Annotated in this window: 7 protein-coding genes; 2 read left to right on the top strand and 5 right to left on the bottom strand. The window is 68.1% G+C overall.

Going from position 1 to position 13,154, the window contains the following annotated elements; genetic code table 11:
- Positions 1-12 precede the first annotated feature (12 nt).
- Positions 13-981 carry a protein translocase subunit SecF gene (gene secF / locus ABQ039_RS11570; RefSeq protein ID WP_016903296.1) on the top strand — a complete coding sequence of 323 codons (969 nt, stop codon included), beginning with the start codon at positions 13-15 and terminating at the stop codon, positions 979-981.
- A 475-nt stretch (positions 982-1,456) separates the two neighbouring features.
- Here the strand turns inward: secF and ABQ039_RS11565 are convergent, their stop codons facing one another.
- The 4 genes from ABQ039_RS11565 to ptsP all read right to left on the bottom strand — a co-directional run bounded on the left by ABQ039_RS11565 (position 1,457) and on the right by ptsP (position 8,241).
- Positions 1,457-2,734: a carbohydrate porin gene (locus ABQ039_RS11565; RefSeq protein ID WP_161961456.1), complete on the bottom strand. Its 1,278-nt coding sequence runs from the start codon at positions 2,732-2,734 to the stop codon at positions 1,457-1,459.
- A gap of 185 nt (positions 2,735-2,919) precedes the next feature.
- Positions 2,920-4,656, bottom strand: coding sequence for a PTS fructose transporter subunit IIC (locus ABQ039_RS11560; RefSeq protein ID WP_184609296.1), 1,737 nt, complete (start codon positions 4,654-4,656; stop codon positions 2,920-2,922).
- Positions 4,657-4,768: 112 nt separating this feature from the next.
- Positions 4,769-5,725 carry a 1-phosphofructokinase gene (pfkB, locus tag ABQ039_RS11555; protein WP_126966033.1) on the bottom strand — a complete coding sequence of 319 codons (957 nt, stop codon included), beginning with the start codon at positions 5,723-5,725 and terminating at the stop codon, positions 4,769-4,771.
- Positions 5,722-8,241: a phosphoenolpyruvate--protein phosphotransferase gene (gene ptsP / locus ABQ039_RS11550; protein ID WP_184609298.1), complete on the bottom strand. Its 2,520-nt coding sequence runs from the start codon at positions 8,239-8,241 to the stop codon at positions 5,722-5,724. The genes pfkB and ptsP overlap by 4 nt, the downstream gene beginning before the upstream one ends.
- A 162-nt stretch (positions 8,242-8,403) precedes the next feature.
- Between ptsP and ABQ039_RS11545 the strand changes: the two genes are divergently transcribed.
- Positions 8,404-9,393: a LacI family DNA-binding transcriptional regulator gene (locus ABQ039_RS11545; RefSeq protein ID WP_184609299.1), complete on the top strand. Its 990-nt coding sequence runs from the start codon at positions 8,404-8,406 to the stop codon at positions 9,391-9,393.
- Between the two features lie 580 nt (positions 9,394-9,973).
- Here ABQ039_RS11545 and ABQ039_RS11540 read toward each other — a convergent pair.
- Positions 9,974-13,144 (bottom strand): multidrug efflux RND transporter permease subunit, encoded by a 3,171-nt coding sequence (locus tag ABQ039_RS11540; protein WP_065031636.1) that lies wholly within the window; start codon positions 13,142-13,144, stop codon positions 9,974-9,976.
- Positions 13,145-13,154 lie beyond the last annotated feature (10 nt).

Here is a 13,154-nt window from a genome sequence, read left to right as displayed (position 1 = left end):
AAGATCTTTTCCATGAAATTGTTCCCGCTCCATCTCATTCCCAACGACACCAAGATCGACTTCATGCGCCTGCGCAAGCCGGTGCTGATCCTGATGCTGGTGATCGCGGTGGCCTCGGTCGGCGTCATCGTCGGCAAGGGCTTCAACTACGCACTGGAATTCACCGGCGGCACACTGGTGCAGACCTCGTTCCAGAAGACCGTGGACGTGGACCAGGTGCGCGAGCAGCTGGCCAAGGCCGGCTTCGAGAACGCCCAGGTGCAGAACGCGCGCGGCGGCAACGAAGTGATGATCCGCCTGCAGGCGCGCGAGCAGCACAACAACCGCGACGATGCCGCAACCACCGTCGCCGAAGAAGTGCGCAAGGCGGTCAGCACCGCGCAGAATCCCGCCACTGTGCAGCCGGGCGAATTCGTCGGCCCGCAGGTCGGCAAGGATCTGGCCTTGAACGGCGTGTACGCTACCGTGTTCATGCTGGTGGGCTTTCTGATCTATATCGCCTTCCGCTTCGAGTGGAAGTTCGCCGTGGTCGCCAGCCTGACCGCTCTGTTCGACCTGCTGGTCACCGTGGCCTTCGTGTCGCTGACCGGCCGCGAGTTCGACCTGACCGTGCTGGCCGGCCTGTTGTCGGTGATGGGCTTTGCGATCAACGACATCATCGTGGTGTTCGACCGCGTGCGCGAAAACTTCCGCGCGCTGCGGGTGGAACCGTTGGAAGTGCTGAACCGCTCGATCAACCAGACGCTGTCGCGCACGGTGATCACCGCGGTGATGTTCTTCCTGTCGGCACTGGCGTTGTACATCTACGGCGGCGAGTCGATGGAAGGCCTGGCCGAGACGCACATGATCGGCGCGGTGATCGTGGTGATCTCCTCGGTGATCGTCGCAGTGCCGATGCTGAGCATCGGGCCATTTGCGGTGACGAAGCAGGATCTGCTGCCCAAGGCCAAGGACGTGGAGGCGCTGGCGCGTCGTCCCTGATTGGTCATCGATCTTCGATCACGAAAAAACCGCGCGCTGCGCGGTTTTTTCGTTTTGGCGCATCGAGCAGGGCAACGCGACGTATCGTAGGAGCGCGCCTGAGCGCGACGAGGCTTTATCGGTAACGCCTCATCGCGCCCAGGTGCGCTCCTACCGGGCCAAGCGAGCGGGCTGGCTAAAACCCGCCGAAACCAGGTCAGCCATGCAGCGCAACGCGTCGTAGGAGCGCGCCTGAGCGCGACCGGGCTTTATCGGTAACGCCTCATCGCGCCCAGGTGCGCTCCTACCGGGCCGGGCGAGTGCGCTGGCTAAATCCGCCGAAACCAGGTCAGCCATGCAGTGCAATGCGTCGTAGGAGCGCGCCAGAGCGCGACGAGGCTTTATCGGAAATGCCTCATCGCGCTCAGGCGCGCTCCTACCGAGCTAGGTGAGTGTGCTGCAACGTCCTGCAACGCACGCACCGATCCTCGCGGACTTACAGATTCCAGTCGATCCGCATGCCCGCGATCAGCGCGTTCTTCAGATCGTTGGTGCGGGTCGGTTCGTTGAACTGGTCGGGGTTGATCACGTAATGCAGGTTCGGCGCGATGCGCAGGCGCTTGGTGACCTGGATGCCGTAGCTGAGCTCCATCATGATCTGGTTGTCGGCCGGGGTGCCGGTGCCGCCGGCCGAGGCGCGCGCCAGACGCAGGTTTTCGATCGCCTCGTCGCTGTACTTCTGCTGGGTGATCACAAACGCAATGTTGTCCTGCGGGCGGCTGGCGAAGGTGCCTTTCTGCACCAGGCCGAGCTGCACGAAGTGGTCCTCGATCGCCTGGCCGCCGGTGCTCTTGAGGATGGCGCCGAACACGGTCAGGCCGCGGGCGCCGGACGGATCCGGGTTGGTGACCTGTTGTTCGAAGCGACCGAACAGGCCCGAGCGGCCCTGCTTGTTCTCGTAGCCCAGGCCGCTGAGCACGGCCGGGTTGCCGTTGCGGTCGCGCAGCGGGTCGGTGTAGTCGGAGTTGTCCTGCCAGCCGCCCAGTTCGTACATCGCGGCCATGCTGCCGTCGCCGCCCTTGTTCTTGTAGCCGACCGCGTAAGGCACCACCACGCCGGTGGTGTCGTCGGTGCTCCACTTCAGCCCGTGCTGGCCGTCCTGGGCCTGCACCGGGTTCACCTCGTAGGCGCCCACATGCACGTAGACCTTGGGCGTGACCCAGGCGGTGGCATGCGCGGCCCAGCTGGACACCGGCCAGTAGGTGAAATTGCTGGTGCGGAACACGAAGGTGGGGTTGCCGCAGGCCGAGTTGCCCTGGAAGTACTGGCACAGGTCCGAGCCGAGGAAGTGGATGTTGGCCACGCTGCGGCCGGCTTCCAGTTCCAGGCGGTCGTCGAACAGTTTCTGCAGCAGGGTGAAGTTGGCCAGCCGCGTGCCCTGGCCGCCGTAGATCTCCTGCACCGAGGTGCTGTTGCCGATGCTGCTGTTGGCCAGGTTGGTGCCGTGGCGGTTGGTGACGTACAGCTTGACGGTGGCGCCGCCCCAGCCGAACAGGCGGTCCATGTCGACGTCGGTACCGACCATCAGCTGGCCGGCATAGGCGTCGCCGTTCTTGCGGCCGCCATCGATCATCGAGGCGGCTTCGCCGGTGTAACCCAGCTTGAGCTTGAAGGCATCGGCGGCATCCTGCGCGTGGGCGAGCGGGGTCAGCGCCAGTGCCAGCGACAGGCACAGCAGGCGGGGACGGGCATGGCGGGGGGCGAGGACGGTCATGGCAGGACTCCGAACGAAGGAAGGCGTGGCCGGGTGGCGAACGCGACAGCTAGGGGATGGGCAAGCCGCTGGCCGCGCACGAGGGTGCGCAGCGCAGCGGTGAAACCAGTCAGGGGTGGAGCGGGGCGGCGATCAGGCGTGGCGCATGCGCGGGCGGCAAGCGCCAGTGGCGGGGTGGCCGAAGGTCAGGCGACCACGTCGGTCACCGGCTTCTTGAGCAGGCGCAGTGCCACCGCGGTGACCACCACGCCGACCACCAGGGCCAGCACGTAATTGAGCAGGTGGGTCACCGCGTTGGGGATCAGCAGCACGAAGATGCCGCCGTGCGGTGCCTTCAATTCGGCACCGGCGGTCATCGAGATGGCGCCGGCCACGGCCGAGCCGATCACCAGCGCCGGGATGGTGCGCAGCGGGTCGCGCGCGGCATACGGGATGGCGCCTTCGGTGACGAAGGCCAGCCCGAGCACGCCGGCGGCCGTGGCCGAGCCGCGCTCTTCCACGGTGAAGCGGTTGCGGAACACCCAGGTGGCGAGCGCGATGCCCAGCGGCGGGGTCATGCCGGCGACCATGGCGGCGGCCATCGGGGTATAGACCTGGCTGGCGATCAGGCCGGTGGAGAACGCATAGGCGGCCTTGTTGACCGGCCCGCCCATGTCGAAGGCCATCATGCCGCCGAGCAACAGGCCCAGCAGCAGCGCGCTGCTGCCCTGCATGCCGCGCAGCCAGGCGGTGAGCCAGGCCAGCAGGTCGGCCACCGGCTGACCGAACACGTACATCATCGCCAGGCCGACCAGCAGCGTGCCCAGCACCGGCAGGATCAGCACCGGCTTGAGCCCTTCCAGGTTGCGCGGCAGGCGGATGTAGCGGTTGAGCGCGGCCACGCCGTAGCCGGCGATGAAGCCGGCGATGATGCCGCCGAGGAAGCCGGCATTGAGGTTGGCTGCGACCAGCCCGCCGATCATGCCGGGCGCGATACCGGGGCGGTCGGCGATGGAGTAGGCGATATAGCCGGCCAGCGCGGGCACCATCAGGGTGAAGCCGGCCTTGGCGCCGATCTGGAACAGCGACCAGGCCAGCGTGCCCTGGTGCGCATCGTCGCCGGCATAGATGCCGCCGAGCGCGAATGCCAGCGCGATCAACAGGCCGCCGGCGGTGACGAAGGGCAGCATGAACGACACGCCGGTCATCAGGTGCTTGTAGGCGCCGGTGCGGCCGTTGCCGGTGTTTTCGGCCTTGGCGGCGCCTGCGACCGGCGCCGCGCCGCCGTGCACGCCGGCTTCGGCCAGCGCTTTCTGGATCAAGGCAGGGCCATCGTTGATCGCCGGCTTGGTGCCACTCTTGAACAGGCGCTTGCCGCCGAAACGGGCCAGGTCGACTTCGCGATCGGCGGCGATCAGCACCAGGTCGGCGTCGCGGATTTCCGCGTCGGTCAGGGCGTCCTGCGCGCCGACCGAACCCTGGGTTTCCACGCGGATCTGGTAGCCGAGTTTCTTGGCGGCCTGCTGCAGGCCTTCGGCGGCCATGAAGGTGTGCGCGATGCCGGTGGGGCAGGAGGTGATCGCAACGATGCGCTTGCTGCCGGTGCCCGCGCTGGCTGCGGCAGCCGATGCATTGGCGGCAGCCGGTGCGGCTAGCTGGTTCACCGCGGCGGCCGGGTCGTCCAGTACCGCGCCCAGGCTCAGGCGCAGCAGCTGCGCGTCGCCGAAGCGGGCGGTGTCTGCATCGGCGTCGCCGATCACCAGCACCTGGCTGGCGGCGCTGGCCAGTTCGTCCGGCAATGCGCCGAGCACGCCCTGGTCGCTGCGGATTTCGATCGTCACGCTGCGCCCGGCGGCGGCGGCCGCCCGGCGCAGCGCTTCGGCCGCCAGGACGGCTTCGGTGCTGCGGTCGCCAGCGGCGATGACCACGATGGAAGAGGACATGCAAATCTCCTGCGTTGTTCGGTCGCCGGCAAGCGCCGGCGGGATACGTGGTGTCTTGCGCAAACATCGGCGCGCTGCGCTGGCACTGCCAGCGTTCGCGCCGGCGGTGGTGCTACGAGAGCGGGTCGATGACGATCTCGCCGGCGAGCTTGCGCACCTGCTGCGGGTTCAGCCGGCGCGCATCGCCGCTTTCCAGCCGGCTGACCGAGAACGCGGTCGCCAGCCGTGCGCAGCTTTCCAGATCGGTGGACTCGCCAAGCAGCGCGGCGGCCAGGCCGGCCACCATCGCGTCACCGGCGCCCACGCTGCTGCCCTGCGCCAGGCGCGGCGGACGCGCGATCAGGCGCTGGTCGCGCTGCACGAACAGTGCGCCTTCGGTCCCCATCGAAATGACCACCAGCTGGATGCCGCGCGCGATCAGTTCGTGCGCGGCGGCGCTGAGGGCGGCACGGTCGCTCAGCGGGCGACCGGTCCAGGCTTCCAGTTCGTGCCGGTTCGGCTTGACCGCGTACGGCAGCGCCTGGCGTTCGGCACCAAGCGCGGCCACCAGCGGCGCGCCGCTGGTGTCCAGCAGCACGCGCGCACCGGCGGCGCTGGCCTGGGCCTGCAACTGCGCCCAGCTGTCGTCCGGCAGGCCGGCCGGCAGGCTGCCCGACAGCACCACCGGCAGGCCGGGGCGCAGCAGCGGGGCGAGGTGATCGGCCACGCCCTGCAGGTGCGGCTGGCCCAGGCGCAGCCCGGGCAGGTTGATGTCGGTGGTGTCGTTGCTGCGCGCTTCGACCAGCTTGAGGTTGGTACGGGTCTCGCCGGCCACGCGCTGGCAGTGATCGGCAATGCCGCGCTCGCGGAACAGCGCCTCGAACACGCCGGCATTGCCGACCCCGAGCACGCCGAGCGCGGCGACCTGGCTGCCCCAGTCGGCCAGACAGGCGGCCACGTTGATGCCCTTGCCGCCGGCATCGTTGCGCACGCTGCTGGCGCGATGCACCGCACCCGGCTGCAGGCTGTCGAGCTGGATGGTCTGGTCGATCGCCGGGTTCAGCGTCACCGTGATGGCGTGCAGGTTCATGCCTGGCCCTCGCGCTGGGCTTCCAGTGCGCGCACCTGTTCAGCGGTTTCGCAGTTCAGCGCCTGCTCGGCGAGCTGTTGCAGCGTGCTCAGCGCGGTGCCGCGCAGGCGTGCCTTGACCGCCGGGATGTCGTTGGGCGTCATCGACAGTTCCTGCACGCCCAGGCCGGCCAGCAGGCTGGCGCCGAACGGATCACCGGCCAGGCCGCCGCACACGCCGACCCAGCGGTCGTGTTTGCGCGCACCTTCGATCGTGCTGCGGATCATGCGCAGCACCGCCGGGTGCAGGCTGTCGGCTTCGGCGGCCAGCTCCGGGTTCTGGCGGTCGATCGCCAGCACGTACTGGGTCAGGTCATTGGTGCCGATCGAGAAGAAGTCCGCATGGCGCGCCAGCACGTCGGCCTGCGCGGCGGCGGCGGGCACCTCGATCATGATGCCGATCGGAACCTCCGGCGCGTCGAGTTCGGCGCGGATGCGCGCGCAGATGGCGCGCAGGGTGATCAGCTCCGGCACCGAGGTGATCATCGGGAACATGATCGACAGCCGCGCCCCGTCCTTGGCGGCGCGGTACAGCGCACGCAGCTGCGGTTCGAGCAGGTCCGGGCGACGCAGCAGCAGGCGTGCGCCGCGGACGCCCAGGAACGGGTTTTCCTCGTGCGGCAGCTCCAGATGCGCCACCTGCTTGTCGCCGCCGATGTCCAGCGCGCGCACGATCAGCGGGCGGCCATCCAGCGCCTGCGCCATCGCCAGGTAGGTCGCGTGCTGCTCGTCCTCGCTGGGCGTGCTGCCGCTTTCCAGGAACAGGAATTCGGTGCGCATCAGGCCGACGCCTTCGGCGCCCTGGGTCAGCGCCATTGCGACCTGGTCGGGCAGGTTGACGTTGGCGCCGATGTCGATGTGGTGGCCGTCGCTGGTTTCGGCAGGCAATGCACGCTGCGCGGCCTCGCGCTCGCGGGTCGCCTGCTGCTCGGCGATATGCGTGCGCGCCGCATCCAGGTCCAGCTCGGACGGGTTGATGTACAGCCGCCCGCTGCTGCCGTCGATGATGGCGGTGACGCCGTCTTCGATATCCATGAGTTGGCCGCCGGCCGCGACCAGCGCCGGCAGGCCGAGCGTGCGTGACAGGATCGCGGTATGCGAGGTCGGCCCGCCTTGGGCAGTTGCCAGGCCGAGCACGCGTGCGGTGTCCAGGTTGGCGGTGTCCGACGGCGACAGGTCGCCGGCCAGCAGGATGCAGGGCTGCTCGGGCAGGTCGGTCAGGGCGGCGCCAGCGGCGGCCGGGTCGAGCTGGGCCAGCACGCGGCGGCCGACGTCGCGCAGGTCGGCCGCGCGGCCGGCCAGCACCGGGTTGCCGAGTGCGGCCAGGCCCGAGGCGATCTGTTCCACCGCCTGGTGCCAGGACCACGCCACGCCGTGGCCTTCGACCATCAGCTGGCAGGTACGGGTGATCAGGTCGGTGTCGTTGAGCAGTTCGGCCTGGGCCTTGAAGATCGCCGCGTCCGAAGCGCCGAGCCGGCGCTGGGTATCGTCCTGGATCGCCGCCAGCTGCTGGCGGGTGCGGGTCAGCGCGTCGTGCAGCAGCGCGCCGCCATCGCCCAGGCCGACCGGTTGATCGGCCACCTCGGTCTGCGCCGCGCGCAGCCGGTGCACGATGCCGATCGCCACGCCCGGGCTGGCGCCGATACCGACGATGGCCGGTTGCGCCTGCGGCGGCGTCCAGCCGGCCACCGGGGCGGCGCGGCGTTGCGCGGCACGCTCGGCATCGGCCTTTTCCTGCGCGGTCAGGCTGTCCATCACTGCGCGCAGGCGCTTGAGCAGCGCGCCCGCATCAGTGCCTTCGGCCGAGACGGTGATGCTGTCGCCGGCACGCAGGCCCAATTGCAGCAGGCCGACCAGGCTCTTGGCATCGGCGGCCTGGTCGCCGGCGCGCACCTGGGCGCGCGCCGAAAAACCGCGCGCCGTCTCGGCCCAACGGGTGGCCGGGCGGGCGTGCAGGCCGCTGGGGTAGGCGATGGTCCACTCGAAGGATTCGGCCAGGTCGGTGGCCGGCGCGGCGTTGCTGTCGGGTGCGCGGTCGCCGGTCAAGGCCGCCACGATCACGCCGGGGTCGTCGGTGGTGAACAGCGCTTCCAGCTGGGCCGGGTCCTGGATCAGGCGGGTCAGCCGGCGCAGCAAGGTGATGTGGGTGTCGGACTGGGCGGCGATGCCGACCACCAGCCGGGTGGTCTGTCCCGGGTTCCACTCCACGCCCTCGGGCAACTGCAGCACCGCGATGCCGTCGCGGCGCACCAGGTGGCGGTCTTCGCCGACGCCGTGCGGGATCGCCAGGCCGTGGCCGAGGAAGGTGTTCGCCAGGCCTTCGCGGCGCCGCATGCTGGCGTCGTAGCCCGGCGCCACGCAGCCGGCGGCGACCAGCAACTGGGCGGCCTGCGCGATGGCGTCATCCTTGTCGCGGGCATGCGCCCGCAGGCGCACAAGTTCGGGGGTGACGGGGGCGGCTGGCGACGGAGAGGACAAGACGGACTCCGGGGGTGGGGACGGGCTGGGCAGTATAGTGGGAACGTTCCCATGTTCCAGGTCAATGTGCGCTGCACAAAAACGTTGTAGTGCTTTCGGGTTAGCATCGAATCAGAGACGACGCCTGGCCCCAGGTGCGCAAATGGAGCGGGAACGGTCCCAGTGAGTATCAGCATCAATGACGTGGCCCGGGTGGCCGGGGTTTCCAAATCGACGGTCTCGCGCGCGCTGGGCACCGGCCCGGTCAGCGAGGAGGTGCGGGCCAAGGTCGAGGCGGCGGTGCGCCAGACCGGCTACCGGCCCAACCTGATGGCGCGGCGCCTGCGGTCCCAGCAGTCCGGCATCCTGGGGGTGATCGTCGCCGACATCCGCAACCCGTACTTCACCGCGCTGATCCGTGCGGTGGAGGAAGTGGCCTACCGCGCCGGCATGCGCGTGACCCTGTGCAATACCGACGAAGACCCCGAGCGCGAGGCGCTGTACCTGCAATTGATGCAGGAAGAACGCATCACCGGGCTGATCTTCGCGCCGACCCGCAGCACGGTCGGGCGCATGCACGAGCTGGTGCTGGACTACCCGACCGTGCTGGTGGACCGCGCCGGCCCCGGCAGCCGCTACGACAGCGTGGTGCTGGACAACGCCGCGGCCATGGGCGAGCTGGTCGCGCATCTGCAGACACAGGGATATCGGCGCATCGGCGGGCTGTTCGGCACCAGTACCACCGCAACCGAGCGTCGCAACGGCTATCTGGCCGCGATGGCGGCGCCAGGGCTGACGCCGGCCTACCGCGAAGTGGCGCCCACCGCCGAAGCGGCGATCGCCGAAGTCGGCCAATGGCTGGCCGGCGCTGACCGCCCCGACGCCATCGTGACCAGTAACAGCCTGTTATTGATGGGCGCGCTCAAGGCCGCCCGCACCGCCCGGCTGCGAATCCCCGAGGACCTGGCGCTGGCCGGCTTCGACAACGAGCGCTGGACCGACCTGGTCGAGCCGGGCATCACCGTGGTCGAGCAACCGGTCGAAGACATGGGTCGCGCGGCGATGTCGCTGCTGCTCGAGCGTTTGAGTAATCCGCAGCTGCCGATCCGCCGCATGGTAATGACCGGCCGCTGCGTGGTCCGTGGCTCTACCGGCGCACGCCCGCGCACCTAGCCGCCCTCGTCGTAGGAGCGCACCCGGGCGCGACGGGCGTTACCGGTGAGGCCTATCGCGCCCAGGTGCGCTCCTACGACGGCGTGGCGTTCGTTGCGGATCGCGCTGTGCGGGTCCTGTCGAAGCACGCCATGTCACCAATCCCCGCCACTCCGTAGGAGCGCACCCGGGCGCGACGGGCGTTACCGGTGGGGCCTATCGCGCCCAGGTGCGCTCCTACGACGGCATGGCGGTTGTCGCGGATCGCGCTGTGCGGGTCCTGTCGAAGCACGCCATGTCACCAATCCCCGCCACTCCGTAGGAGCGCACCCGGGCGCGACGGGCGTTACCGGTGAGGCCTATCGCGCCCAGGTGCGCTCCTACGACGGCGTGGCGTTCGTTGCGGATCGCGCTGTGCGGGTCCTGTCGAAGCACGCCATGTCACCAATCCCCGCCACTCCGTAGGAGCGCACCCGGGCGCGACGGGCGTTACCGGTGAGGCCCATCGCGCCCGGGTGCGCTCCTACGAGACATGACTGCAGCGCAGCCAAAAAAAAGCCCCGGCACTGCCGGGGCTTTTCGTTCTGCGCCATGTCCGGGATCAGCGATCCGGACGATGCGGGCCCGAGTCGTTCTGCGCGAGCAGGTATTCCTTGGACTGTTCGTCCAGCTTGTCGCCCAGCATGCGGCGCACCACCACGAAGAACAGCGGAATGAAGATCACGCCGAGCACGGTGGCGAACACCATGCCGCCGATCACGCCGGTACCGATGGAGTGACGCGAGTTGGCGCCGGCACCGGTGGAGATGGCCAGCGGCAGCACACCCAGGATGAAGGCGAACGAGGTCATCAGGATCGGGCGGAAGCGCAGATGCGCCGCTTCCAGCGTCGCCTCGCGCAGCGTCTTGCCTGCCGCACGCTGCTCCACCGCGAACTCCACGATCAGGATCGCATTCTTCGCCGCCAGGCCGATCACGGTGATCATGCCGATCTTGAAGTACAGATCGTTCGGCAGGCCGCGCAGCATCGAGAAGGTGATCGCACCCAGCACACCGATCGGCACCACCATCAGCACCGCCACCGGAATCGACCAGCTCTCGTAGAGCGCGGCCAGGCACAGGAACACCACCACCACCGACAACGCCAGCAACAGCGTGGCCGCATTACCGGCAATGATTTCCTGGTACGACATGCCGCTCCAGTCGAAACCGAAGCCCGGCGGCAGGTCGTTGTTGACGATCTCCTCCATCGCGGTCATCGCCTGGCCGGAGCTGCCGCCCGGCGCCGGGTTGCCGACGATATTCACCGCCGAATAGCCGTTGTAGCGGTTCAGTGCCGGCGAGGCGTAGGTCCAGTCGGCCTTGACCACATTGCTCAGCGGAATCATCCCCGGCTGACCATCGGCACCGGTGGCTGTGGCGCTGGGGCTGAAGAAGCTGCGCAGCGACTCCGGGCCGGTACGGAACTGGTCGTCGGCACGGATGTTGACGCGCTTGATGCGGCCTTCGGAAAAGTAGTCGTTGATGTAGACAGGCGCCAGCATCAGCTGGATCGAGCTGTAGACGTCGCTGACGTCCAGGCCCATCGACTGCGCCTGCACACGGTCCACGTGCAGTTGCAGCTGCGGCGCGTCTTCCAGGCCATTCGGGCGCACGCCCACCATGGTGTCCTGCTTTTCCGCCGCCTTGCCCAGCACGATGTTGCGCGCCTGGGTCAAAGCTTGCTGGCCTGCGCCGGAGCGGTCCTGCAGCCACATGTCGAAGCCGCCGAACTGGCCCAGGCCCTGCACGGTGGGCAGGTTGACCACGAAGATCTGCGCGCCCTTGATGCCGTAGAAGGCGCCGTTGAGCTGCTGGATCAACTGCTCGGCAGTGACGTCACGCTCTTCCCACGGCTTGAGCCGGATGAAGCCCATGCCGACGTTTTCGCCCGAACCCAGGAAGCTGAAGCCGGCGATCTGCAGCATGCCTTCCACGGCCGGCTGCTTCTCCAGCACCGCACGCATCTGCGCGAAGGCCTCGTTGGTGCGGATCTTGGTCGCGCCCGGCGGCAGCTGCACGATGGCCACTGCAAAGCCCTGGTCTTCTTCCGGCAGGAAGCTGCCCGGCATGCGGGTGAACAGGAAGCCGCACAGCACCACCAGCACCACGAACACGATCATCCACGGCGGCGAGCGCTTGAGGGTGTGGCCGACCACGCCGACATAGCGATGCGCCAGCTTGTCGTAGTACTTGTCGAAGGTGCGGTAGATCCAGTTCTTCTTGGTCGAATGGGTCGACTTGAGGAACGCGCCGCACAGCGCCGGGGTGAAGCTCAGCGCCAGGAACGCGGAGAACCCCATCGACATGGCGATGGTCAAGGCGAACTGCTTGTAGATCGCGCCCGAAGCGCCCGGTTGCAGCGAGGAGGGGATGAACACCGCCGCCAGCACCACGGTGATGGCCACCACCGCGCCGGTGATCTGGGTCATCGCCTTCTGGGTGGCCGCCTTCGGCTCCAGGTGTTCCTCGCTCATGATGCGTTCGACGTTCTCGATCACCACGATCGCGTCGTCGACCACGATGCCGATCGCCAGCACCATCGCAAACAGCGTCAGCTGGTTGATGGTGAAGCCGATCATGTACATGCCGAAGAACGTGCCCAGCAGCGCGACCGGAATCACCAGCGTGGGAATCACGGTGGCGCGGAAGTTCTGCAGGAACAGCAGCATCACCAGGAACACCAGCACGATGGCTTCCACCAGCGTGTGGATCACTTCCTCGATGGAGATGCGCACGAAGGTGGTCGATTCGTACGGCGCAAACCAGGTCACGCCCTGCGGGAAGGTCGGCTGCAGTTCGTCGAGCTTGGCACCGACCGCCTCGGAGACGTTCAGGGCGTTGGCACCCGGCAACAGCTGGATACCGAAGGCGCCGGTGGGCTTGCCGTTGTACTGGGTGTCGAAGCCGTAATTGCTCGGCCCCACGGTGACCCGTGCGACGTCCTTCAACCGCACCGTGGCGCCGTTGTTGTCAGTGCGCAGGATGATGTTCTCGAACTGGTCCGGCGAGCTGAAGCGTCCTTCGGCCGAGACCGTGGCGGTGAAGCTGATGCCTTCCGGGGTCGGGTCGGCGCCCACCGAACCGGCCGCGAACTGCACGTTCTGGTTACGCACCGCGGTCAGCACCTGGGTGGCCGACAGGTTGTAGCCCTGCAGCTTCTCCGGGTTCAACCAGATGTTCATCGCGTACTCGGCGCCGAACTGGTTGGTGCTGCCCACGCCGGGCACGCGCGAGATCTGCTCGAGCACGCGCGAGCCGACGATGTCGTTGAGCGCGTCGCGGTTGATCGACGGGTTGTCTGAGCGCAACGCGGCCACCATCAGGAAGCCGGCGTTGGCCTTGGCCACCACCACACCCTGCTGGGTGACTTCCGAGGGCAGGCGCGGCGTGGCCAGCGACACCTTGTTCTGCACCTGCACCTGCGCGATATCCGCGTCGGTGCCGGTTTCGAAGGTCAGCGTGATGGTCACGCGGCCGTTGGCGGCCGAGGACGAGTTGAAGTACAGCAGGTGGTCGATACCGGTGAGCTGCTGCTCGATGACCTGGGTCACCGCTTTTTCGGCGGTATCGGCGCTGGCGCCGGGGAAGTTGGCGGTAACGGTGACCTGCGGCGGGGCGATCGTGGGGTACGACTCGATACCCAGATTCAGGATCGAGATCACGCCCGCAAGCGAGATCAGGATCGCCACCACCCAGGCAAAGACAGGGTGTTCGATGAAAAACTTAGGCATGTCCGGGTTC

The sequence above is a fragment of the Xanthomonas sp. WHRI 6108 genome (genome assembly GCF_040202385.2).
GTDB classification, from domain to species: Bacteria; Pseudomonadota; Gammaproteobacteria; order Xanthomonadales; family Xanthomonadaceae; genus Xanthomonas; species Xanthomonas arboricola.
This window is presented reverse-complemented; position numbering and strand designations above follow the sequence as displayed.